This is a genomic window from Cytobacillus sp. EB106-05-05-XG126 (assembly GCF_058791715.1).
In genome coordinates this window covers 217,271-242,439 of sequence record NZ_JBYTDU010000003.1, presented here as the reverse complement: position 1 = coordinate 242,439, position 25,169 = coordinate 217,271, and the positions used below count along the sequence as shown (strand labels likewise).

The following is a 25,169-nucleotide window of genomic DNA, read 5'->3' as shown; positions in this document are numbered from 1 at the left end:
AAATAATCCTTTGCCCCTTTATACCTACTTTTAAGAACTGGTAATTTTTTACCTTAAAATCCATCCCTTGTGTATGATAAAATGCCTTTTGTGTCTTTAATTTGTAAAGGAGCTGTAACACATTGAGTAAAAGCACTTCTTCCACAAATACCACCACATCAAATAAATATAGCTTAGATACTCTTCATCAAATGCTTAATAATGAATTAAGTAAATATAAACATATTAAAGTTCCAAATATTGACCATTCTATAAGCGGACCCGAACTTGCTTCCTGGCTGATAGACAGTTTGCCTCCAAAAGAAATTGAGCAGCTTGTTTTTATAGTGAACCAAGCCAAAAAGAGATCTTCCAATACAAAAGCTATTTTTCAAACAGCTGCAGCAGCTCTTATAAAATAAACACGCATATGTGAGTGATACGTGTGTATTTTTGGTTAATATTTCAAAAAAAGTGTATAAATACCTTTAACTCACCTAGTCTTTCCGTTATCATTAGTATAAAGAGGTAATTACTTTTAAGAGATTAGAGGTAACCATATGGCGCAAGCAATCACAATTATTCTTTCTTCGTTTATAATTTTTTTATTAATTGAGGAGATTTCCCATCTTGCCTTTAGAAGGTATTTAAATGGTCCTTTTGTTTTCTTAGGAAATTTAATGAGATTATTGAGTAAAGTTAAAAATAAAAAAGAAAAAGCCCCTTCCAAAAAGGACTTTTTCTCTCAATAATATTATCGCACCTCTACCCAGCCGTTCTTAATCGCTACAACAACTGCCTGAGTACGGTCATTTACATTCATTTTTTGCAGGATATTGCTCACATGGTTCTTTACCGTTTTTTCGCTTATGTATAAAGCTTCCCCAATTCCACGGTTGCTTTTGCCGTCTGCAAGAAGCTGAAGCACTTCACATTCGCGGCGTGTCAGCAAGTGAAGAGGACGGCGGATTTCCACCTGTGAGTAAGATGTTGTTCCTGTGCCTTCTGCTGCAAGTCTGCGGTATTCATTTACCAGGTTGTGTGTCACCTTCGGATGTAAGTAAGACCCTCCATCAGCGACAACCTTTACAGCTTCGACTAATGCATCTGCATCCATTTCTTTTAAAAGGTATCCGCTAGCTCCTGTCTTAAGGGCGTGCGTTACATAATTCTCATCATCGTGGATGGAAAGAATGATTACCTTAGATTCTGGATATTTATTAATCAGCTGGCGGGTCGCCTCCACACCATTTGTATTTGGCATATTGATGTCCATGATGATCACATCTGGATCATACTCTTCGACAAGAGCCATGGCTTCACTGCCATCATCGCCTTCTGCCACTACACTAAAGCTCTTTTCGAAATCTAAAATGCGTTTTACCCCTTCTCTGAATAATTGATGGTCATCAATTATGACGATCTTTGTATTCAAATGCTTCGCCTCCCAAATCTCCAGTTCGTTTTTATCTATCTCTATTCTTAAGGTGTTTCCTATTTCAATGGCACCTGGATTATGACAATGGTTCCTTTGCCCGGTTTGGAATCTATGGACATCTGGCCTTCCAAAAGTTCCAGCCTTTCACCCATCCCCATAATTCCAAAAGAGCCCGGACGCTTCTCGCGTATATTGAAGCCTTTCCCATCGTCTTTGACGACTACTGCTACCCTAGTGCTGTTTATCTCTATTTTCACTTGAATTTCTTTAGCATCCGCATGCTTGAGAGCATTTGTCACAGACTCCTGAATCAAACGGAACAATGCGACTTCATATTGTGGCGGTAATCGCCTTTCTTCGCCAACATTTGCGAAATATATCTTTGTACTCCTGTGATACTCTTCGATCGTTGTTAAGTATTTTTTGAGGGTAGGTATTAAGCCCAGATCATCAAGTGCCATTGGACGCAAATCATAAATGATTCTTCGAACTTCATATAAAGCATTGCGGACCATTTTTTTCAGGTCTTTTATTTCAGTAATGGCTTCATCGGCGCCGCGCTCTTTGTATACCCGTTCAATTAAATCGGATCTCATCATGACATTCGCCATCATCTGGGCAGGTCCGTCATGGATCTCACGGGATACTCTTTTCCGCTCTTCTTCCTGTGCTTCGATGATCTTCAGTCCAAAATCCTGTTTGAGCTTCGCGTCTTCAATGATTTCTCCCATTTGTTTCAAATCACTTGTCAGATAGTTCATCACAACCGTAATTTGTGAAATAAGAACTTCCGATCTATCGATGGTGTCATTAACACCTACAAGCCGTCTTTCAATATCATCACGACGATCCCTCAGCTGTTTTTCAAGCTGACGGTTCATGGATAAATCCATTTGAAGCTGATGGGCTTTCTCATAGGCTTCACGGACTTCAGACTCAGAATAATCCTTAAAATGCATACTTACTTCAGAAAGGCGCTTTCTCGCAAAACGGGTTTGCACCTCCAGCCGATCCCCTTCTTCAATAACCTTAAGGACCATTTGTTTTACTTCCATCAATTCATCCGTCAGGGTCTCGTAATCTTTACGGCATTGCTCTCCTATACGGAATATTTCATCTTTACTTGTGCCTACTGTTTGAACCATTTTTTCAAGAATAAGATCCAGAGTCTTGGAATCGAATTTCTTAATACTCATTTACACTCCTCCAAGGGCGTAACCCTTCCGCTATGTACCTTTATTTTAGCGCTAAATGAGCTAAGATACTATCTTTCAAGTCTGAAAATTATACCAAGTTACCTAAAATTCGGTAAAAAGGCTTAGACTTGTGATTTCACCCTATGTCTTATATCCTATATAAAAGCAGGGTAAACATGACTACCAGGTAAAAAAATATGTATATTTATACCACTTAAAGATTAAAATCGGCACATTTTTTATTATAGCAGCATAAACATCAGAATTGCTTACATTATAACATGGGAAAAAATGTTCTATATTAAAGTTTCATTACATTCTGTTAAAAAATTGATGTTGGGAAACTTGTCGAATTATAATGAATTTAGCTGAATTTTTTTGTACAAAGAGTTAAGAAAGGAGCGGTTCTGTGCTGCCCTCTTATTATACAGTTAAGGGATACGGAGAAAATGAAATCGAAATAGAAAGATCCAGGTTTATTGCTCATGTCGCCAGAGCAGAAACAGCAGATGAGGCCCTGGAATTTATTCAGAAGATTAAGAAGATACATTCCAGCGCCACCCATAATTGTTCTGCCTACTTAATTGGAGAAAACGATCAGATCCAAAAGGCAAATGATGATGGAGAACCTAGCGGCACCGCTGGTGTGCCTATTCTGGAAGTGTTGAAGAAAAAAAAGCTGAAAGATACAGTTGTTGTCATAACCAGGTATTTCGGCGGAATAAAATTAGGAGCAGGCGGGTTGATCAGGGCTTATGGAAGGGCAACCTCAGAAGGATTGCAGGCGACCGGTATTGTTGAAAGAAAGCTCATGACAGTTATGAAGACAAAGCTTGATTATACCTTGCTTGGCAAAGTCGAAAATGAGCTGAGATCATCCATTTACGCGATAAAGGAAATTCATTATCTTGATACAGTCACAGTTGAAACATTTGTTGAAGAAGATCAAACGGGGGCTTTTACTGACTGGATGACCGAATTAACAAATGGGGCGGGTAAAATTACTTTAGGTGACAGCCTATACCTGGAAGAAGAGGTAATACAATAGCCTACCCAAAGTTTTGTTTTACTAAACTCCCTAAAAATTATAAAATAACATATGGCACTCTTTACTTTTAAATAAAGGAGCATACAGATGTCTCATGATAGACGTTCAATAGTTATCGAAAAAAGAAAATCCAAAAGGAAGAGAAGAATCTTTTTATTTATTTTCCTTCCTATTATCTTACTGACACTCAGCGCAACGGCTTATGGAACATTTTTATATAATAAAGCACAATCAGTTATGGAAGATTCATATAATCCTATAGATCGCACAACAAAAAGAGCATCGGCAGCCCAGCCGGATATTGATAATATCTCTGTGCTATTCATCGGTGTGGATGACAGCAGCAAAAGGTCTTTCAGCACATCTTCAAGATCTGATGCGCTTATGCTTGCTACTTTTAATAAGGATTCAAAATCAGTTAAATTGCTTAGTATTCCAAGAGACTCTTATGTTTACATTCCCGAATTGGGATATCAGGATAAAATTACTCACGCTCATGCAATCTCTGGCCCTGCCACTACAATTGAAACAGTGGAGGAACTGCTAGATATTCCAGTCGACTTTTATGTGAAAGTGAACTTCAATGCGTTCATCGATATAGTGGAAGCTTTGGATGGTATTAACGTAGATGTTCCTTACGCTTTTTCAGAACAGGACTCAAATGATACACCTAATGCCATAAGTTTAGAGCCAGGATACCAACTATTAAATGGGGAAGAAGCCCTGGCATTGGCCCGAACCAGAAAAAAGGATAGCGATATCCAGCGCGGCGAAAGACAGCAGGAAATCCTGAAAGCCATTGTAAACAGAGCTATTTCAGTTGGCTCTATTTCAAAGTATGCCAATGTTATAGAAGCAGTCGGAAAGAATATGGAGACTGATTTAACCTTTGATCAGATGAAGGCATTCCTGAACTATGCCACTGAAGGATCATCTATTAATATAGAATCATTGAATATCGCCGGACAGGATATGTACCTGCCGAACAGCAGCGGAAATCGCGTTTATTATTATGAATTAGATCAGACCAGCCTGGCAGAAATCCAGACCGAATTAAAAGGCCATTTAGATCTGAGCGATACAGAATTCGGACAAAATACAACGGATGAGGCTGAAAATCAAGTACCAAGTGATAGTCAGACAGACTACCAGGCAGAAGTCGAAAGTGAATATTAAAAAATGCAAAAACCTCTCAACTCCAATAAGAGTTGAGAGGTTTCTTTGTGATTTATCCTGGGGACAAAAAAATACAGCCTATAAATGCTGTATCAGTTTTAATTGATGATATTTTGATTTTTTAAAAAGACTGGAATTATAAGGTGATGTAGAGGCCGAGCATAGGATCGTGTTATAAGTCAAAAACCAAAACTGATGCCAACTAATCTTCATTTTCTTGACCATGTTATCACTCCTTAAGTTCCTTTATATAAAAAATAACATGGATTTGTTAAGCGAATATTATGTAAATGTTAAGAAAATTTTCGGATTTTTTTACATAAGTCCATTTGCACAAGCATAAAAATAAGCAACCTAATAAGGTTGCTTATTTTTATTTATCTATTTTTGGCAGAGGAAGCAACTCTGCTTTTCAGCCTTTTTAACAGCGGCTGATAATCCTTCCCCACTAATCCAATCACTTCCGCAAATAACTCAATTAAAAGCGCGATGACCGTGATGAATAATAGGGCCCCCCACACTTTTGCCTGAGAAAAGATGATCGCTGCAAGGCCGAAGAAAACCGAAATCGCATAAATCATCAATACCGTTTGCCTGTGTGTAAATCCTAAGTTCAATAAACAGTGATGCAGGTGGGATTTATCTGGTGCTGATAAAGGCTTTTTATTCACAATTCGTCTGATGATCGCAAAAAATGTATCTGATAGCGGCACACCCAAAATCAGAATCGGGATGATAAACGAAATCACTGTGACATTCTTGAAGCCCAATAGGGACAGCACACCAATGATATACCCTAAAAAAAGAGCTCCGGTATCACCCATGAATATCTTTGCCGGGTGAAAGTTGTAGAAGAGAAAGCCCAGTGTACTAACCAATACAAGGGTTGAAACAGCGATAACATAGGTATTCCCCATGATGATCGCCATACTTGAAATGGTGATCAGTGCAATCGATGATACCCCCGCCGCCAAACCATCTAAACCATCAATCAGGTTGATTGCGTTCGTCACACCGACAATCCACAAGACTGTAATCGGAATGGCAAAATAACCAAATTCAATTTCCCCGCCAAAAGGAGTATTGATGGAATTAACATCCACTCCTCCCCACAAAACAACAATTAAGGCAGCTGCAATCTGTACAAGCAGCTTAATTCTCGCAGAAAGCTCATACTTATCATCCAATGCACCGAGAATAACAATCAGCAAACTGCCCGCCAGAATGGGAATATGGTACTCCTTGTCAGGCTGAAAAATGAGCATTCCAAGCAAAAAACTGATATATATCGCAAGCCCGCCTAATCGGGGCATTACTTTTTGATGAACTTTTCTATGGTTAGGCCGATCTGTAGCTCCTATTTTCAACGCCAATTTTTTTACAAAAGGGGTCATAATAACAGAGCATAAAAAACATAATACTAAGGTCAAGTAAAACATGAAGACCCTCCTTATGAGTATAATGCCCCCATTTCACTTTCGGAATCAGGCATATTTTTCCTAACAAATGTATGTATATACCGAGCCTAATTATATCATACATCTGTATCAAATAGCTTTTTTATTTTGACCTGGCTTCCAGGCATATTACAATTTTTTTTGTAAATTCCCTTCATCCTGATTCCTTATTTCGATATGAACTATGCATTCCTTTAATAAGACGTTCAAGGCGCCATAATAGTTACATGCTTTTAGCGTTTTTTCAGTGACCCCTCACCAATTTTATTCCCCCTCACCTCCTTTTCGAAATATTGAATAGCTTTTTGAGCCGTACTGCCAGCTTCCCGCTGAAGGTGCCCGATTGTTTCCTCAAGATGAGCAGATTCCGCACCTTTGTTTTGCAAAGCGGCTCTTATCGCTTGTGAAAGAGATGATCCATTCCAGCTTTCGTCCATCACATGTCCTGCTACAGGCTGGCCGGCAATCTCGGCAAATGCTTCAATTTTCGGATCATAAGATATAGCAATGAAAGGAGTATAGGTGATCGAAGAAAAGATCAGGGCATGCAGCCTCATTCCAACCAGCACCTCTGACTTTCCGATGATGGCTATTTTTTCTTCAATGGAGGCATCATAAGGAGCAATATAGCTTTTCTCCTTCATTTTTTCAGCCGTTTCTTTAGAAGCCTTTTCATCGTGCTTACCGTGCATAGGAACAAAAACAATCTGCTTTCCTTCCTGTGCTAATGTATCTAAAGCCTCTGCCATCTTGTGTTTATAGTCTGCCGAAGACGGCCAATCTCTGACGGATACCGTAACAACAGAACCTGTAAAGGCCTGCTTCTCCCACCAGGTGCTGAACTGCTCTGCAAGCTTAAGCCCTAATACAGGATCGGGCACAATTTCAATTGGATTTTGGACTCCTATTCTTTCGAGCAGTTTTTTGGATGCCTGGTCGCGTACTGTTATCTCCGTTTTTCTTAATACGTTCTTTACAACAGCCCTGCTGAAAGGATGGTGGAGCGGACCAATTCCTTGTGCATAGATAAATACCGGTTTTCTGATAAGGTTAGCAAATTGAATCACACCTGAGTAATAAGGAATTGACCTAAGTTTCGTCTCATCCTGCAGCAGACTGCCCCCTCCGCTTATCAAGCCGTCAGAAGCAATTAAGGCTTTGCATATTGCTAACATGCTCCAGCGGTCCACTGCCTTGACATTGTATGTTTTCTCTGTAAATGGCGGGTTATTCGATAGTACAGTTATTTCAATTCCCGGTTCATTATCCCGTAAAGCCTGGATGATCGAATAAAGAATCGCCTCATCCCCTACATTATCGAAACCATAATAACCTGAAAGAACTACCTTCATTGATTAACACCTCAGTTTCCATTTCTTCTCGTAAATGGACCGGCCCTGTTTATATAAAAAGATAAATATCAGGCCGATCACTAACCCTAATGCAAGGCTGTAAAAAGTCCTCAGAAGTGAAATATAGAGAGGTATATGCAAATGGGTAAAGGTGTTAACAATAGATAAATACCCGATTACACCTGGAATAAGCAAATACAAGCCAATCTTTTGATTTAGCGGATAGATGTACAGCGCAAGTACAAAGAACGGGAAGCCAATCAGGAATTCCTTCGTTCTCGGCCTTACATACAACACCTCTTCCAGCCATTGGCGAAAAGCCAGCTCAATGGAGGATACGCTCCCCGCATTTCCTGTCCGGCTTATATAGTACAAGCCGATAATGCCTATTAAACCTATAACAGCTAAATGCCAATATTGAACCTTCATGTTCAGAATGCCCTTGAGGTCCCGTAAAAGCGCATAAATCATGACAAATAGGATTGGAACGATGTAGGTCAGCTTAACCCCGCGGAACGCTTCAATCTTTACCAAATACTCATTGCCATTTAAAAGCGAAGTAATAATGATAATGCCCGTAAAGCTGATTAGAGCCGCCCGGCCATATGGCAGGAATATCCCTTTTCTATTTCTAATAGGGATGACAGCAAAAATCGGCGTAATAACGGCAACCAGTAAAGCAAGCCCCTGCAGCAGGATCTGGGCCTTCAGCAAAAAGGCTGCTGCTGCAATCAAAATAGTGCCTGCAAGCGATGCATAGAATAAAGCCCGCCTGGAAAAAATCGCTTGTACAGCAAGGGAGATGAAAAGGACAGCAGCGATTAAAGCAGACAATTGACTCCAGAAAGGTACAGATATTTGATCAAACATTTGGGCTTTACCAGGTTTATAATGGACTGGCATTTGGCTATTTATCGCCTGAATAAACTCTTCAGTGTTCAAAAGTGCTTCCCCAGGGTCTGCCCCCCCCTCCATTCTAATGAACAGGGAGCGGATATTCCTTTCCTTTACGGCCCGAACAGCCCTATCAACGCCTTCCTCCATGCTTGGGACTTTATTCAAGTCAATGCTGTGCAGCCGGATTATATCAAAATCTATCGCTCTTGCCATCGTACCGATTCCAAGCTGATCGGCAAATTCAATGGCATAAACGGCTATATTCTCATCTTTAAGTTTTTGTGCAAAGCTTTTGATCTTTTCTGCATCCGGATAGCCGATGACTTCATCACCGGAAAACAAAAGGCGATTTGATTTCTCATCTGAAAGATCAAGCAGCTGGTTAAATACATATGCATTTTCTTCATTCAAAGAATTAGGCATTCTAAAAACGACTGAAAGATCTGCTTTCTTAATTTCATCTATAATTTCTTCCGTATAGCCAATAGGTGTTTCATTGAATTGGGCACTGTTCAGTGCAGGAAAGTGAATAAAATCCTTGTTGGCCATTCTAACTGTTTCTTCTGCCTGAAAAACATCCCTAAGCCTGCCTGTCAGCTCGTTTTCATTTTGGATATGTATATAAGCTCCTTCATTAGAAACCCGGTCAGCAGCATCTTCCAATTCACTATTCAGGATGGACATTTCCTGGATTCGCCCGCCGGTCAGGACGTTAATATCCCCTCTGTCCTCCAGGCTATTTAAAGTTTCAGGCTGAATACTGACAGCGTGCAGCCCAGCACTTTTCAAATCCTGCAATACATCCTCCAATTGCAGACTGGGATCTATAGACACCAGTGTTTGAATATCCTGAAACGGAATAATCGTTTCATAATTCCGATTATTCCATTCAGCCTGGTGCCTTTGCATAAGGCCAGGCAGCGTTAAAAGAAGAGATAGAATCAATAAACCCAGAACTGCATTTTTCAATCTCGACATCCTTTCAGAGAAGCTCCGAATGCTAATTTGTTCCTTTTGACTTCCATTTGTTTAATAAAGGCAAAGAGGCGATTTCTGCTTTATCAATACCCCTTGTAATAATTAAAAGGATAAAATAGGTGAAGGCACCTGCTAGAACGGCAGCTCCGGAAAATAGCAAAGCATTCATTCTGCTCCAGTGGTCAATATCAGCATAAAAAACCAAAAGACTAATGAGCCCGCCCATAATAATGGAAGAAATCACGACAGCGGAATCCTTCCATTTCCACACATCGAACGGAACAGCCTTCTTAATAAAAATAGTATTGGCAATGAAAATGACCACATATACGGCCAGTGTCGAATAGGCTGCCCCGATTAGGCCAAACAGGCCGACCAGGATGATGTTAGCTGCTGCTTTAAGAACCACACCGCAAACGATGATATAGGCAGCCTGCTTGGCCAGATTAATTCCCTGCAAAATCCCTGTACCCAATACAGTTAACGAAGTAAATACAGAACTAAAGCCGATGACCGCCAGCACAGCACTTCCTTCCAAGTCTTTAAAGAGAGCCAAATTTAAAGGAAGACTTAATGCCAGCAGCCCAAATGCTGCGGGCCATGACACAAGATGCGTCAGACGGTGTGTTTTTTCCAGGATTCCCCTTGCCTTTTGATGGTTCTTTTCCGCCAGCGTCTCTGTTAATAGAGGGATAAGCGGAAGCACGATCGAGCTTGAGAATACAGTAGCGATTTGAACAAGCGACAGTCCCCGCCCGTAAATTCCATACATGTAGGTAATATTTTGGGCAATATCTGCCTTCTTTAGACTATATGGAATGGTCACAGAATCCACGAAATTCAAAAGCGCCATCGTGATGGCCCCGATACAGATCGGCAGGGAAATATAGAGTATCGTTTTTCCTGTTTTCAGAAAATCGCTGTATGTATAGCGAAACCCTTCTGATAGGGGCTTTAAAGAAGAACGGGCAAACAAAATCCGCAAATATACAGCGGAAGCAGCAGCCCCTAAAATGGAGCCAGCCATAATGCCCGCTGACACCGCCTCATCGGAATAATTTCTTTCAACGAGCACATAAGCAATGATCAGGATAAATGCCACCCGGATAAATTGCTCCAGCACCTGCGAAACGGCTGTTGGCCTAATATCCTGAAAGCCTTGAAAGTAGCCTCTGTACACAGCCATATACGGTGCCACAAGAAGAGTGGCCGAAACAACAATTAATGCCAGCCGGGTGCTTGCGCCGCCCAGGATCGCCGCTATCGGTGCAGAAAAGCTATATATAAGCGTAAAACTGGTCAGCCCAAACAAAAAGGCCAAAATCACTGCAGTGACATATATCTTATAGATCTTCTCATGATCTCCATGTACATTGGCTTCAGATATCAATTTGGAAATAGCAATCGGAATTCCGGCAACTGAAAGAATCAGAGCCACCATGTAGACAGGATAGACTAAGCTAAAAATACCCAGCACTTCATCTCCGGCAATATTCTGAAGCGGAATTCTAAAAATGCTGCCAAGTATCTTTGATGCCAGCGTGGCTATGGATAAGATTAAAGTGCTTTTAATAAACGTTTGCTTCATGCTAGCTTCTTGCTTTCTGTGCTAAAATCTTGAAGGCGAATCTCGGGAGTGCCATCATCCGTCCAAAACGGCTTGGCTGCTTTAACAGCCTGTAAAACCATTCCAGATTCATCCTTTGCCAGATTTCCGGCGCTCTTTTCACGGTTCCGGCAATGACATCAAAGCTGCCCCCGACACCGACAAACACACCTTTGTCAAATTGTTGAATATTTTCAGCAATCCAATTTTCCTGCCTTGGAACGCCCAGAGCCACAAAAATGAGATCCGGCCGCTTTTCAGCAATTTCCTGCTGAATATGACTGCTTTTCCAATCAAAAAACCCATTATGGGAACCGACTATTTTCAGCTGAGGAAATTGTTTTCCAATATTCTTTTCAGCCTTTTCCAGCGTTTCCTGCCTGGCCCCCAGCAGATACACACGGTGCTGGTGCCGGTCGGCTAAATGAAGCAAGTCCATCATCACATCATAGCCTGCCACTCTCTCAGGCAGCGGTTTATTTAACAGCTTTGCCGCTTTTACCACACCAATCCCATCTGCCGTTACATAGGTTGCCTGTTCCACCACCTTCATATATGACGGTTCTTCATTGGCTTTCATTACAATTTCAGGATTTGCCGTTATCACAAAGGCTTTTTGTTCTGCATTTATATGATGGTGCAATTGATCAACAAATTGAGAGCGGGTTGCATGAACAAAAGGAACACCCAAAATGTCCACATGTTCTAGTTTCATAAGAAAACTCCTTGTCAACTTAAATTTTCTCCATTAATATACCACAAAAGATGAATGGCCAATAATTTGTACAAATAGATTTTATTGACAAGGATGAGATTAACAAATACTCCATTGCAGCGAGGTTACAAAAAGAATTTCATTCATCTAGTGAAAAACATACTCCCCCTTAAGTAAATTATGAAACCTCCAAACCTTTTATCTCTCAAGGAGTAACTTTAACTAGAATATTTGATAAATAATGTGAAGTAAACAAGTGAGGAAGAAGTTTACGATTTTTAACAGGAGTGAAATATCAATATAAAAATATTTACAAATGGGGGGATTTTGTTTCCTGATTGGGTATATGTTCTGTTCATTTTTAAAAAAATGAGCATGGGGCAGTAGCTCTCCCCATGCTCTAATAAAAAGACTTAGTTATATTCAACAATCTCGAAATGCAATATTGGATTGTCCAATTTCTCGTATAAGTTTTTCAGACTTGGAACCTGCTTCACTGCCCATCCCATATCCGTTGCATATTGCGGAAACCAACCTCTATCGTCGGTGTATTTATGGTTCCATCTCATTTTATATAGTGTATTTTGCCCTCTGTCAAAATAACTGTTTGAGATAAATTGAGCTCCCCCGATGATTGCCGCTTCAGGAGAGAACCACTCGGCAGTATAGGCATAAAACGCACCTAGTCGATCAGGATCAATGTCTTTCGCACCAATTCCAAACATATTATAGGTCTTTTTAATTTCCGTTAAGCTTGACCTATTGCTGCTTGTCACTAAGACAAGTTCACCTTTACTATTTTTTCCCACTTCAATACCATTTGCCAAAGGAGAAGTTCCATGGCCAGTTTCCAGCAGTGCATGAGATATTAAATATATCTCATTAACAGAATGTGTTTTTCCAGCCTCAATAAAAGCCTGACCCTGGTTATCTAATATCCCTTTACCAGAGAGCACTTTATTTAATTCAGCGGCTGAAACGCCAACACTCTTATCAAGAAGCAAGTGCTGAAAACGGTCATTTTGAGATGGGTCAAGATATTTAAGGAAATCTGCTGTTTTCGCATTTCTCCATTCAGCATTATATTGGACCTCATACCATTCATTGCTGCCGCTTACGGTTGTGCCGGTTAGCGTTCTTATAAGTACATACTCAGAGCCTGCTGATGCAGTTCCGTAGATATGACTGCTTGTACTAGCAGATTCCCTTATATTGGAACCACTCGCAACAACAGCAACATTCGTAACCTTTACCAATGAGCTATGAACATATAATGTTTTCCCGCTATAGCTGATTTTGTACCAGGTTGCGCTCCCGCTGACAACGGTCCCCTTAACAGTTCCTAAAATAGTAAATGTGGTTCCTTCTTTATAGGTTCCGTATACATTGCCGCTATCAAGGCTTGGCGAAGTTCTAAATCTTACACCATCCGATGTAGTAGCACCCTTTTCTTCAATATTAGCCAAGCTACTATGAATAAATCCATTAGCACCCCGATATAAGTCTGTTTGCGGTGGCGGATTTAATTGTAATTGCTTGTTAACCGCTTCATTAAGCGTAAGGCCATACTGTGTATAAGTGACGATATTGGAAGGCTCATTCCTGACATCATTCACATTGATGTAACCTGTATGTGCCTTTCCGTTAACATAGACTGTGGCTTTATGCCAGGAAGAAGAAAAAGTTTGTACTTTTAATTCTGAACCAATCGCATATGATTTTAGGACACTGGCACTTCTTGAAGCCAGGGAATAAACATTCACTGGACTTACAGCACCCCAAACCGTTAATTTAACAGGGGACTCAGTGCTCTCCTCTAAATCACTTACTTTAATGTATCCAGTTTCAGGACTTCCATTAACATAAACAGTTGCTGTATTCCAGCCTGCCGTATAATGGCGGTATTTAAGAATAGAACCTTGCTTATAGCTTTTTAGCACAGCTGCACTACCTGATGCTTTAGCATACACATTAGTCGGGCTCGCTAAACCAACACCTTCGTAGACCTTGTCGGAAATATTGATTGCCCCAACATCCGCAACATTGATGTAGATCGTTTTTGCTTCTCCATTAATATATGCTTTACTTTGGTACCAGCCTGAGTTATAGCTATAATATTTCAGAACAGAGCCTTCAGAATAGGTTTTCACCACATCTGAGTTAATGGATGGCTCTAAATAAACAGCTGTCGGGCTCTTTAGTGCGATTCCTTCCAGAAGCTCTCCCTTATTTTCCTCAGGATTTCCTACATCGTTGACACTGATATAGCAAATAACAGCTTCTCCGTTTACGTATACTTTGCTTTGATACCAGTCAGAGTTGTACACATAGTACTTCAGCACAGTGCCTTGTGTATATGCCTTCAAAACCTCCGAGGCTGACGATGGTTCTGCGTAGACATTGGTCGGATTCTTCAATGCTGTTCCTTCCAGAAGTTCACCCTTTTCCTCTTCAGGATTTTTTAAATCATCTGCACTAATATAGCAGGTAACAGCCGTACCATTTACATACACCTTGCTTTGATACCAGTCTGAGTTATAGGCATAATACTTAAGAACAGTGCCTTCTGGATACGATTTAAGCACCTGAGCGCTTTTCGACGGTTCTGAATAAACATTCGTGGGGCTATTTAGCGCCGTTCCTTCCAAAAGCTCACCCTTGGTTTCTTCAGGATTCCCAACATCATTTACACTGATATAGCAAGTCACTGCTTCACCATTTACGTACACTTTACTTTGATACCAATCAGCATTATAGGCATAATACTTAAGAGTCTGGCCCTCTGTATATGTTTTAAGAACCTGAGAGCTTGATGTCGGTTCTGAATATACATTAATCGAACTCTTTAAGACTTGACCTTCAAGCAGTTCAGCCTGCTTCTGTTCCGGGTTCCCTGCATCACTTTTCTTGATATAACAAGTGAGAGCCTGTCCATTCACATAGACCTTGCTTTGGTACCAGTTCGAGTTATAAGAATAGTATTTTAATACAGTTCCCTGAGCATAGGACTTAAGAACTTTTGATGTTTCTGATGGTTCAGCATACACATTTGTTGGGCTTTTTAACCCCTCTCCTTCTAAAAGCTCAGATGAAAGAGTCTGAAAGGATGCCACTGCTGCAGTTCTGGCAACTGGTTCTTCTTCCTTCATGTCTGTGCTTAAGCCATCAGCCACTTGCTCCTCTTCTGCTGTCAGAACTTCGTCGAGGCTGCTATCAGCTGCAGTTTCCTCGGAATCTTCTAAAATAGTACTTTCCGTTTCAGATGGGGTACTTTCAGCTGAAGCTGCGTCTTCCTTTTCTTCTGTACTTAAATTCAATTCTTCAGAGCTAGAACCCGATTCTTCTGAGTCAAGAACTGATTCTTCAGTGCCAGGATCCGATTCCTCTGAATCAGCAGTTCGCTCCTTAAGAAATTGTTCAGCCTCTGATTGATCTACTAAACTGTTATTCTTTACAAAACCGACCCATGTTTCATTTGTACCTTCTATCACATAGACAATTTCGGTAAATTCTGTTCCTCTTTCAAGTACAGTGACCTCTGTTTCATCAGGAATCGTTATAAGCACTTTGCTTTCTTCAGTATTTTCTTCCCATAGGTCAACCGCATCACCTGGTCGATCTCCAATTACGAGAGATTTTTCATCGACTGCATCCATCACTTCTTGAGTTTCTGGAGTCCCTATTTCTTCAGCAGCAATTTGCGAAGAAAACCCTTGTAAAGGCAGTACCAGAATAAGAAGAGAAACACCAAATTTTTTACATATATTCAATTGCAAAGGTCCCTCCAAAAGTAATTTACTCTCATCCAGAGGCTAAAAATGCACCCCTTAATAAAAAAGTATAGATAACTCCAAAATCCAAAGGCTAAAAAAGAAAAATTAAAAATTTGTTCGAAACAACCAATCCCTTCCAACTGCTCCAGTAAAACTATGTACCATTTTAACTAGTTATTTAGTAAGAGCATTTTTATTCAACTATTACACTATCAAATTTTGACAAATTTCTCTATAGTTTTTTCATTTGGATTTATTTGGATAAATAAAAAAACCAGCTGAAATTCAGCTGGTTAGGACGCCGCTTTGTTTTTTCATGACATTTTCGCGGAACTTTTTTTGTTCTGCTTTCGACATGGATTTATACATATCGAGGAACTCTTCGTATTGAGGGATGACCTCTTTAATTGGGCCGTAATCTTTAATTTCTCCATATTCCAGCCACAAAGCCTTTTCACAAAACTCTTTGATTTGCCTAATGGAGTGGCTGACAAAAAAGATCGTTTTTCCTTTTTCCTTAAACTCCATCATCTTTTGTTTTGATTTTTGCGCGAATGCCTGGTCACCAACGGATAGAGCTTCATCAATCACCAGAATGTCTGGGTTAACGGTAACGGATATGGCAAACCCAAGGCGGGATTTCATTCCGCTGGAGTACTTTTTTACTGGCTGATCGACAAATTTCCCTATATCCGCGAATTCAATGATCTCATCTTCCATTTCCTTGATTTCCTTTTTAGTAAATCCAAGCATTAAACATTTAAGTTCAATATTCTCACGGCCAGTTAACTGGTTATTTAACCCGGATGCAATAGCGATCAGTGCAGTTTGTCCAATAGTCTCAACTTTCCCGGAAGTAGGAGGGATTACGCCTGCAATAATATTCGAAAGAGTTGATTTACCAGAACCATTTACCCCTACAATGCCAATTACATCACCTTTTTCGGCAGTGAAGCTGATGTTTTGCAGTGCATAGAAGTCTTCCCCATAGCCATTTGGCAGGATAATATCAAGTAATTTTTCAGAAGACTTCTTATGCATCTTATATTTTTTGTATACGTTCTCTATTATTACTGTTTTAGTCACAGGTAAGTCACATCCACTTTATAGATAGTCAATAAAATGATTTCTGAATTTAACATGCAGGACAGAGCCGATTAATAATAATACTAATACAACTCCCCAGAAATATAGTGAGTATTGCGGGTTCTCAAGGATATACCATCCCGTCCCTAACATGGCGGATCTGTATCCCTCTACAATGTAGAAAAGCGGATTAATCATCATCAATTTCAGTATATAACCAGTAGGATGCCACAATAAAGGTGTTAAATACAGCAGCATTCTTACTATAGCTTGAACAATCATCTGAACGTCACGGACAATCGTAGCTAAAGTAGAAGTAATCAGTGAAATAGCAATTAATAACATTAAGGCAGCAAACATAAAATAAGGCAGCTGGATAAAAAATATAGATAGACGGTATCCAGCAAATTGAAGAATTAATGTTATAACGCCGACTAACATTAGATGTGAATATAATTTTGACACGATCACATAAGTTGGGATAACACTCATGGGAAAGCTCATTTTAGATATAAAATTGATCCGGGTATAAATTGATTTGGATGCCTGAAGGATTGCTGGATTTACAAAGAACCAAACCACCATTCCCGTTATCATCCAATAGACAAATGGAACATTTCCAATCGGCTCCCCTTGCCGTATTCCCTCACCAAAAACAAACCAATAAATACTTAACTGAATCATAGGGTTAATAATTTCCCATAAGATGCCCAAATAGTTATTCGTATTAGCACTTTTCATTTCAAACAAAGATAATCTTTTAATCAGGTAAAGGCTAGTAATTTGCTCCTTAACCACCAAAAACAATGACTTCATGTTACGGATCCTTCCTAGTCTTTTTAGAGCCTTGATAATAAAATAGGCTTTAACAAAGCAGATGCTTCGAAGTAACTCTAAACTCCGAAGCACCCATTTATTTTAACATAGATTCACTTGATTTCATAATTAGTTAGTAAGAAGCCTTTTCGGTTTGATATACCTTGGATGGCTTATTCTCAAACAAATAGTCAACAAGGTTTGCACTTGACGAACCAACAGAATACTTATTCCACCTTTTGGAATAAGTTTCGATTTCTGCAAGATTGAACCTATTTTTCTCAATGGTATCAATAATTTCTTTCGTTCCTGTCACAACAGGCCCTGGCAGCATTGTTTCATACTGGTCCCATAAGCCTCTTTCTTTCTTATATTTTTCTAAATCATACGCGAAGAAAATCATCGGTTTCCCTAATATGGAAAAGTCGTATGGGATTGATGAGTAATCAGTAATTAAAATATCAGTCATTAACAGCAATTCATTTATAGTAAATTCCTCTGTTGAGAAATTGTATACAAATCCAGGATAGACTTGAGAATAATCAACAGTGTTTTTGACAGCAGGGTGAAGCCTTAGCAAAAGGACAAATTCTTCCCCCAGTTGATTTTGCATCTTTTCAAGTTCAAGCTTGAGCTTAAAGTCCTCAAGCTCATTATCTCTATAAGTTGGCGCATAGAGTATTTTTTTCTTGGTTTTTAGCATTGGGTACTTTAAATAAAAATTTGAAATAACGTCCCTCTGGTGCTTTTTATCAAAAAAGAAATCTGTCCTCGGTATGCCAGTTCTTAAAATTTTTTCATTCGAAAGATTAAAGGCGTCTTTAAAAAAAGTGGCCATAACATCCGATCCTACAATCACTCGATCAAACTTCTCATAAACCTTTAAGAAGCGCTGCTGCGCTTTATGTCCACGGGTTTTGATCGATTCATCCTGAAGTCCAAACTTCTTTATTGCTCCGGATGCGTGCCAAAGCTGAATACACTCAACTTCGGGCTTGAAATTTGTTTCTGCAAGAAAGCCAAAATAATTATCTACAAAAATATATTTTGAAGTAGCGAGGTGGTAGATTGACTTTAACTGATCCAGAACATTAATCGTCTCAAACGGAATTAAAGTCACATCCTGGTATGAGCTGAAATGCAGGCTGCTCTTGCCCTTGTAGAGTACAACTGTTTCTGCCCCTATATTTCGGCGTCTCATCTCTTCATAAACATATTTGCTATTGTCACCAAAGGTGATAACAAACGTTACCTTTTCCTTTAGCGGGAGGATGTTAAAAATAGTAAAAACCAGCTTGAACACGAAAAGATAGATTGTTATTGCAATCTCTCTAACCATTTTTCACAACATTTAAATCTTCTTTTATCTGTGATGTTGAAATGCCAATAGTTCTAGGCAGGTAGACAACTTCACAGTAGTCTTTTAGGAAGTCAAAATGACCTTTCCAATCATCACCCATTACAAAAATATCAATCTCATTGTCTATTACATCCTGGATTTTTTGTTCCCAATTGTTTTCGGGAATCACTTTATCTACATATCTGATTGACTCAAGAATCATCTTACGATTATCAAAACTATGATATGCTTTTTTATTTTTTATTTTATTAAACTCATCCGTTGAAATCGCAACTGTTAAATGGTCACCAAGATCCTTTGCTCGCTTAAGCAAATTAATGTGACCCCAATGGAGCAGATCAAATGTGCCATATGTTAAAACTTTCTTCAATTTAGTTCATCTCCTTACCAAGTTATACGAAACCGGGTAACCTGCTTTAGACACTAGTATTTACAAGACGTTAAAAAACTTAATATAAAATTTACATAATACATTATATAACCCACAGAGCTTTATTTCAAACTAATGCCGGAAATTGTCATTACCATGTAACCCATTTTTAACAAAAAGACCCCTTATAAGGGTCTTAAATCTACTTCACTCTTTATTTATCATTAAGAATAACTTCTTGAATCACTCTTTTTGCAGCTTCACCGTTTTCAAGATAACAGAATTCCTGATAAAAGCTTTCAAATGTTTCCGGCAAATCACTGCCCGGCAATTCTTTAATATGACCGATCACCTCTTCTGTTGTTACAGCAAAAGGTCCTGGAGCTTTTTCTTCGAACTCGAAATAGAAGCCACGGAGGTGATCACGGTAATTGTCAATGTCATAAACAAAGAAGATAATGGGCCTTTTAAGATTGGCATAATCAAAAAATACAGATGAATAGTCAGTAATTAACAAATCAGCGACTAAATAGAGCTCCCTTATATCCTCATAATTGGAAAAATCAAATGCAAATCCTTCAAAAGGTGATAAATCCAGATTATCTGCAATGAGGTAATGCATCCTTAATAAAATAATATATTCTTCACCAAGCTCTTCCCTCATTTTATGAAGGTCTAATGTCAGATCAAATTTATACTGGCCTTTTCCATAAAACTGATCATCCCTCCAGGTAGGGGCATATAAAATGACCTTCTTATCCATTGGAAGGTTAAATTTCTTCTTTAGTGAAATGATTGTTTCTTCATCATTATGAGTATAAAGGGCATCATTTCTTGGATAGCCTGATTCAATCATGGCTTTATCGAATTGGAAGGCCCTTTTGAATATCTCTGTCGAATACCGATTAGGAGAAATCAGGTAATCCCAGTTCCTTGATTCCGTATAGAAATTCTTTTTGTACTTTTCTGTATCCGTTCCTGGCATATAAACTTCCTCGATATCGGCAGCAAGCTTTTTCAAAGGTGTTCCGTGCCAGGTCTGGAGATAAACCGTATGGTTAGGTTTAGGAATCCAAAGAGGAAGCCTGCTATTGCTTATCCAGTATCTGGCCCTCGCCATGACAAAAAGCCACTTTACTGAAAACCTTTTTACATAATTTAACCCTTTTCCTTCAAAGTTGTAAATGTACTTAGGATCTACACTCCAATACATTTCATATTCTGGATGATTTTGTTCGAGATATTCATAAATAGCTCTGGGATTACAGCTATATTGCTTACCCAGAAAGCTCTCAAATATAATTAGATTTTTCTTTGCTGGCAGAAAGCCAACGAGCTCAAACATTTTTTTATATAAAGATTTTACCTTATTGCTTCTTTTTATTCTTACTAAACTGTTCTTCAGAAATCCCATGTTTTCCCCCTCATTTAGACTTTGTCGAAACTTGTTGTCTACGCATTATTATAAAGATATACCATTGGGAATTCAATGAGTAAGAAAATTCAGCCCTACTTAACGATTGGGATATCTTATCCGCCTCAATAGTCGAACTGAAATCAAAAAAAGCCAGGCACAGACAAAACTCTGCACCCAGCCGTTCAGACGATTACCGTTGGCGTTTTAAGATCTCCTCCATAATCCGGTCATTATTATGGCCATCCACTACTGAAAAGATCAGGTCTCTTCGATCTGCAATATCCTCTCGCTCTTTAAAGTCCCTAAGAACGACTTCCTCTACCTTATCAATAAGATCTTCCGTTGTAGATACGATATCCCCCAGGAAGGTTTCTTCAATAGGCCTTAATATGCCAGTAGCGAAAAATTGATCTTGATCAAAGTGGTAATAGATAACGGGTTTGGCTAAATAGGTAAAATCAAAAGACACGGAAGAAAAGTCCGTAATCATTAAGCTATTCTCTTTAATAAGATCCTGGACGTTTTTCTCTCCAAGCTTTACGAGACGAATTCTTTCATGATCAATGTCTACATTATGAATAATATAATCCTGCATGCGGTAATGCGGATAGAAATTCAATTTCAGATCATATTCCTCAAGTATTGATTTCAGTCTATCTGATTGGATAAAACTAATATACTTCTTATAATAGCTGGAATGAATGAGCTTCTCTTCATTTACAATCCATTCACGCCATGTTGGGATTAAGAGGATTTCCCTTTTCGGGAAGTGGTTTTGCTGCAATTTATCAAATCTAGCCAGCCCAGTGACCACTACCTCATCTTCATCATACCCGAACTTCTTTACGACTAATGATTTTTCAGCTTCGGATGAAACAATAAATAAATCAAAAGGGTACTTATAGTATCCTTTATTATAAGGTACATTTTTACGCCCTAAGACGCCATGCTGCAGAAAAATCTTTTGGGCTTCCCGGTAGCTCTTCAGCTTTATCCCTTTAAATGGCAGAATATAGTCTAAATCATGTGTTCCGATAAACTTGGTTGCTTTGATGCTTTTTTCAATATGCTCCTTACTGCCGATCAATAAGGTATTTCCTAATCTTTCTGCTTTTTCCCTATCAGGTGAATCTGAGTTAATGGCATAGTAAATTTCCAGCTCAGGAAACTTCTCTCTGCAGTACTCAAAAAAGCGCAGTCCATTATCCTGAGCAGTATCAGGACGCTCCCCTATTAACCAGATATCCTCTTGCGTATTTTCTATGGCTGCTTTTTGAATTTGGTCGTAGGACTGTGCATCATATTTGAAGCTCTCAAATTTGAAGTTTCCCTTTGGGGTTAATGTAAGATTATACTCGATTACATCGCCACTTGTGAGCGTGGATGAAAAACCAATCAGTACATCATCTTTATAATACTCAAACTTTTTTAACCCGATTTTCACTTTCCTGTTTAAATGTTCCCCTTCAAATAGAAGGTAAAAATCTATAATCTCTTTAAAATTATTGACCAATGCCTGCAGCTCATGAATAGGTATTTCAACCTTAAACCTTTTATCCTCACTGATTGACAAAGGATAATTCAAATGGTCTTCTGTACTTCGATTCATCAGCATCAAGGAGACGGTATAATCATTTAACCTCTTATTTGCATCCTCCGCCAAGTACGCAATCCCTTTTAAATTAAAATGTCCTTCTGAAACATGAAACTCATTGACATATTTCGTTAACTTCGACTGGGAATAAATAAATGAAAGTCTTTTGTACTTTGTTCGGTAAAAGGCACAATAATATCGATCCTGCTCTCCATAAGAAGTCACTTTTGTGTTGTTCTCGGATACCGCATGACGGTTTGCTCTAATTCTAAAATTATAATAAGCCTCTTGCTTTTTTATGGAAAAATAAGTATCCCATCTTCTGGGACGATCAATATGATCCAGGTTAAGGTCTTGAGGGTTAATAGTACACTCTAACTGTATAGTGTTATTTTCATTTATAAAGGTAACAGGGAAATTAAAATATTCATTGGTATCCCTTTGCCTGAACCGGATATATAGCTCTTTCTGTTTAATATCGTAATCCCCAAATAGCTGGTACTTGTTGAATGTCATCAAAACATGAAATGTACCATCCACTTCTTTTATGTTTAGTTTTTGAGGCTCAACTGTATCGTAAGAAGTTTTCGCATAAATTTTCCCATTAAATGTCGAAACAGAAATATTTACAGCTTCTTTATAACTAGGTATATGAATTTGTCTTTGAAATTGCGATTCCATATCCCTTTTCACATAGCAAGGAAAATACCTGACTGAATCCTGCAGTGTAAATTTTACATACAAATTCCAATAGCCTTTAGGAAGCATGGTATCTTTATCAACAGGAATACTGGCAGTAAAGTGATTTCCTTCAATTGTTAGAGGAGCTTCAACGACTACACCCTTTTTATTTTTCAGCGTGAAGAAATACTTTCCGTTCGTAAAGTGTTCCGAAAATGAATCATGATAAATTTCACCTGAAACCTTTAACTTTCCATTCTCAAAGTACAAATCATGAATAAAATTGGGTATATCGAAAACAGTAGTCAGCTCTTCATAGCTGCCCACCCTGAAAAAGATGCGTTCGTGCCGATCTCTCCTAATAAAGAACATGTTTTTAGTGTTTTCAAAAAAGAAAACGGAGTTATTTTCATCATAATTCTTGATAAAACGAACATGATATTGCTTGTTGTCCGTTTTAATAAAAAGAAAAAGCTTTCGTTTTGATTCTGCCAGCGTTAACTTCTGCTTTTGCAATTCAAAATGATACACATATGTCTTATCAAGCGTATCTGCCAATTTCCCTTCCTGGGAAAACACAGCTTCATTTTTACTGTTAGCAAATATAATTGAAACAGCCTGATCTTTCTTCACTAATGATTTTTTTACTTTAATACTAAAATAGACCATCTCATCATTTTCATGAATCCGAACTAATTCACCATAAGAGAAGAGATTATTAATTATGTATTCCTTTGTTGTTTTCATCATTTTCTGTCTGGCTTTTTTTATAAATGTTACGATATCTATTTCAAAAACCTTCTTTCTCTGCCTATGATGTAAAATCCTTCATTTATAAAAATACATTTTTTTCATGCAAAAACCCCGTTTAAACATTCAGACTCTTCATATACAAATCATAGTAAAATAATTTACAAATCAAATCAAATTAGTCTAACACTCTCCGGCCATTTTGTCATTTCCTTCATCAAATACCAACCCTCAATTAGTATACAAAAAATACTTATCCTAATATATAGGATAAGTATTTTTCTTGTAAATATTTATGCAGATGTTCTTAATGAGCGAACCTCCACCACTTTTGGTGCTTTTTTCTTTTTTACTTTCCCAATAATAAACTCGCCCATTGGAACCAGGGATATTAATTTAATGATTGCTAAAGATAATAGCAATGTAACGAAGAATAATGCGAATACCCTTGTACTTGTATGTTCAAAATAATTGGCAACATATGGTGCCGTAAACCTTAGGATCTGCCAATGAAGCAAGTAGATTCCAAACGAATAATTACTTATCAAGTTAATGATTTTAGATTTAGGAATAACTTGACCCCATGCCAGAACAACAGCAGATACTGACAGTACCAGCGGGAATAAGTCGAGTCTCCTTGAATTGACAATCGTAATGCCTGATTCATATGATAAATAAACCATAAAAAGCGAAACAGCCAGATAAACGAGTGTTAACCAGCGGAACTTATAAAGCTTCTCTGCAATAACCTTATAATGTTTACCAATAATAAACGCTGCAGTAAAATAGCCGAACCAGGCAAGGAACGGAAGCTTCAGCATATGGCTATATCCCTCCATAAAAGCTGGGGGATTGTTTATTACGGTAGAATACCACATCATAACTCCAATGCTTATAGGGAAAAGCCAGGTCAAAGAGATCTTAAACTTGGTTACAATATAATGAAGAAGATAGAACTGAAAAATGACGATGATGAACCAGCCAACAAATTTGCCGGTAACAATGTTATCGAAAATTTTGAGGTCTAACATTACATTTGGATTAAAATGTTTTGCAACTAATGCATCGATTACACCAAAGAAGAGAAACGGGGCGAGAATCCATTTGAACCTTCCGCTCCAGAAACCTTTAGGCAAACCATCAGGATACCGATTAGCAAGTATAATAACCGAAAGGACAATAAATGTCGGAGTTGCATACGTTAAAAATACTCTAAATAATTGGTAATGTTCAATTTGCGGGTAGCCAACTACTCTTGCAGTCTGGGTCGTACTATGCAAAAAAACAATGCTTAGACAAGCAACAACTCTTAGTAAATTCCATTCTTTAATCATAGTTACCCCTCTTAATTAGATTTTTTGACCATTAACCTATAAAACTATAAATTATTTGTATAATTGTGTCAAAGTTTATATAACACATTTCTGGATATTTCTTCATTTTCCGACATTATTAGTATACTAGTTTTTTGTTCAAATAA

General features: G+C 38.5%; 17 protein-coding genes and 2 pseudogenes. 4 read left to right on the top strand and 15 right to left on the bottom strand.

Features of this window, described 5'->3' with window-relative positions; genetic code table 11:
- The first annotated feature begins 122 nt into the window (after positions 1–122).
- Complete coding sequence (locus AC3WTL_RS14175) at positions 123–401, top strand: hypothetical protein (RefSeq protein ID WP_250801185.1); 279 nt, start codon at positions 123–125, stop codon at positions 399–401.
- 138 nt (positions 402–539) lie between these two features.
- Positions 540–731, top strand: a complete 192-nt coding sequence (locus AC3WTL_RS14170; protein ID WP_095243406.1) for a hypothetical protein — start codon at positions 540–542, stop codon at positions 729–731.
- Between the two features lie 2 nt (positions 732–733).
- Here AC3WTL_RS14170 and AC3WTL_RS14165 read toward each other — a convergent pair whose 3' ends face one another.
- Both AC3WTL_RS14165 and AC3WTL_RS14160 read right to left on the bottom strand, forming a co-directional pair.
- Positions 734–1,414 carry a response regulator gene (locus AC3WTL_RS14165; protein WP_163144113.1) on the bottom strand — a complete coding sequence of 227 codons (681 nt, stop codon included), beginning with the start codon at positions 1,412–1,414 and terminating at the stop codon, positions 734–736.
- 59 nt (positions 1,415–1,473) lie between these two features.
- Positions 1,474–2,613 carry a sensor histidine kinase gene (locus AC3WTL_RS14160; RefSeq protein WP_248349686.1) on the bottom strand — a complete coding sequence of 380 codons (1,140 nt, stop codon included), beginning with the start codon at positions 2,611–2,613 and terminating at the stop codon, positions 1,474–1,476.
- 409 nt (positions 2,614–3,022) lie between these two features.
- On the opposite strand from AC3WTL_RS14160, the gene AC3WTL_RS14155 reads away from it, so the two are divergent.
- Together AC3WTL_RS14155 and AC3WTL_RS14150 are read left to right on the top strand one after the other, a co-directional pair.
- A complete protein-coding gene (locus AC3WTL_RS14155; protein ID WP_222498844.1) occupies positions 3,023–3,661 on the top strand; it encodes a YigZ family protein in 639 nt (212 codons plus the stop codon).
- A gap of 87 nt (positions 3,662–3,748) precedes the next feature.
- Entirely contained in the window at positions 3,749–4,837 is a 1,089-nt protein-coding gene (locus AC3WTL_RS14150) for an LCP family protein (RefSeq protein ID WP_492369610.1), read from the top strand.
- Between the two features lie 377 nt (positions 4,838–5,214).
- Here the strand turns inward: AC3WTL_RS14150 and AC3WTL_RS14145 are convergent, their stop codons facing one another.
- From AC3WTL_RS14145 to AC3WTL_RS14085, 13 genes and pseudogenes are all read right to left on the bottom strand, one after another.
- On the bottom strand, positions 5,215–6,276 hold the full coding sequence (locus tag AC3WTL_RS14145) for an MraY family glycosyltransferase (protein WP_048009875.1): 1,062 nt from the start codon (positions 6,274–6,276) through the stop codon (positions 5,215–5,217).
- Between the two features lie 251 nt (positions 6,277–6,527).
- Positions 6,528–7,646: a polysaccharide pyruvyl transferase CsaB gene (csaB, locus tag AC3WTL_RS14140; RefSeq protein ID WP_222498838.1), complete on the bottom strand. Its 1,119-nt coding sequence runs from the start codon at positions 7,644–7,646 to the stop codon at positions 6,528–6,530.
- 3 nt (positions 7,647–7,649) lie between these two features.
- Positions 7,650–9,512, bottom strand: a complete 1,863-nt coding sequence (locus AC3WTL_RS14135) for a DUF5693 family protein (RefSeq protein WP_492369609.1) — start codon at positions 9,510–9,512, stop codon at positions 7,650–7,652.
- A gap of 31 nt (positions 9,513–9,543) precedes the next feature.
- Positions 9,544–11,109, bottom strand: a complete 1,566-nt coding sequence (locus tag AC3WTL_RS14130) for a putative polysaccharide biosynthesis protein (RefSeq protein WP_222498834.1) — start codon at positions 11,107–11,109, stop codon at positions 9,544–9,546.
- 1 nt (position 11,110) lies between these two features.
- Positions 11,111–11,842 (bottom strand): WecB/TagA/CpsF family glycosyltransferase, encoded by a 732-nt coding sequence (locus tag AC3WTL_RS14125; protein WP_197247220.1) that lies wholly within the window; start codon positions 11,840–11,842, stop codon positions 11,111–11,113.
- Between the two features lie 413 nt (positions 11,843–12,255).
- A complete protein-coding gene (locus AC3WTL_RS14120; protein WP_492369608.1) occupies positions 12,256–15,612 on the bottom strand; it encodes an SH3 domain-containing protein in 3,357 nt (1,118 codons plus the stop codon).
- 303 nt (positions 15,613–15,915) lie between these two features.
- A pseudogene (tagH, locus tag AC3WTL_RS14115) lies at positions 15,916–16,701 on the bottom strand (teichoic acids export ABC transporter ATP-binding subunit TagH); the annotation flags it as partial.
- An 18-nt stretch (positions 16,702–16,719) separates the two neighbouring features.
- Entirely contained in the window at positions 16,720–17,517 is a 798-nt protein-coding gene (locus tag AC3WTL_RS14110) for an ABC transporter permease (RefSeq protein WP_222498828.1), read from the bottom strand.
- Between the two features lie 133 nt (positions 17,518–17,650).
- Positions 17,651–18,856, bottom strand: coding sequence for a CDP-glycerol glycerophosphotransferase family protein (locus AC3WTL_RS14105; protein WP_492369607.1), 1,206 nt, complete (start codon positions 18,854–18,856; stop codon positions 17,651–17,653).
- Positions 18,849–19,247 (bottom strand): glycerol-3-phosphate cytidylyltransferase, encoded by a 399-nt coding sequence (gene tagD, locus AC3WTL_RS14100; protein WP_222498824.1) that lies wholly within the window; start codon positions 19,245–19,247, stop codon positions 18,849–18,851. Before tagD ends, AC3WTL_RS14105 begins: the two co-directional genes overlap by 8 nt.
- A 214-nt stretch (positions 19,248–19,461) precedes the next feature.
- A pseudogene (locus AC3WTL_RS14095) lies at positions 19,462–20,658 on the bottom strand (CDP-glycerol glycerophosphotransferase family protein); the annotation flags it as partial.
- Positions 20,659–20,854: 196 nt separating this feature from the next.
- Positions 20,855–23,689, bottom strand: a complete 2,835-nt coding sequence (locus AC3WTL_RS14090; RefSeq protein ID WP_492369606.1) for a CDP-glycerol glycerophosphotransferase family protein — start codon at positions 23,687–23,689, stop codon at positions 20,855–20,857.
- Between the two features lie 293 nt (positions 23,690–23,982).
- Positions 23,983–25,023, bottom strand: a complete 1,041-nt coding sequence (locus AC3WTL_RS14085) for an acyltransferase family protein (RefSeq protein WP_248349698.1) — start codon at positions 25,021–25,023, stop codon at positions 23,983–23,985.
- Positions 25,024–25,169 lie beyond the last annotated feature (146 nt).

Bases quoted from the DNA above. Each gene is read 5' to 3' on its own strand.
- AC3WTL_RS14170 (WP_095243406.1), top strand. From the start codon at position 540: ATGGCGCAAGCAATCACAATTATTCTTTCTTCGTTTATAATTTTTTTA.
- AC3WTL_RS14090 (WP_492369606.1), bottom strand. From the start codon at position 23,689: ATGATGAAAACAACAAAGGAATACATAATTAATAATCTCTTCTCTTAT.
- AC3WTL_RS14160 (WP_248349686.1), bottom strand. From the start codon at position 2,613: ATGAGTATTAAGAAATTCGATTCCAAGACTCTGGATCTTATTCTTGAA.
- AC3WTL_RS14085 (WP_248349698.1), bottom strand. From the start codon at position 25,023: ATGATTAAAGAATGGAATTTACTAAGAGTTGTTGCTTGTCTAAGCATT.
- AC3WTL_RS14125 (WP_197247220.1), bottom strand. From the start codon at position 11,842: ATGAAACTAGAACATGTGGACATTTTGGGTGTTCCTTTTGTTCATGCA.
- AC3WTL_RS14130 (WP_222498834.1), bottom strand. From the start codon at position 11,109: ATGAAGCAAACGTTTATTAAAAGCACTTTAATCTTATCCATAGCCACG.
- AC3WTL_RS14110 (WP_222498828.1), bottom strand. From the start codon at position 17,517: ATGAAGTCATTGTTTTTGGTGGTTAAGGAGCAAATTACTAGCCTTTAC.
- AC3WTL_RS14145 (WP_048009875.1), bottom strand. From the start codon at position 6,276: ATGTTTTACTTGACCTTAGTATTATGTTTTTTATGCTCTGTTATTATG.
- AC3WTL_RS14105 (WP_492369607.1), bottom strand. From the start codon at position 18,856: ATGGTTAGAGAGATTGCAATAACAATCTATCTTTTCGTGTTCAAGCTG.
- csaB (WP_222498838.1), bottom strand. From the start codon at position 7,646: ATGAAGGTAGTTCTTTCAGGTTATTATGGTTTCGATAATGTAGGGGAT.
- AC3WTL_RS14150 (WP_492369610.1), top strand. From the start codon at position 3,749: ATGTCTCATGATAGACGTTCAATAGTTATCGAAAAAAGAAAATCCAAA.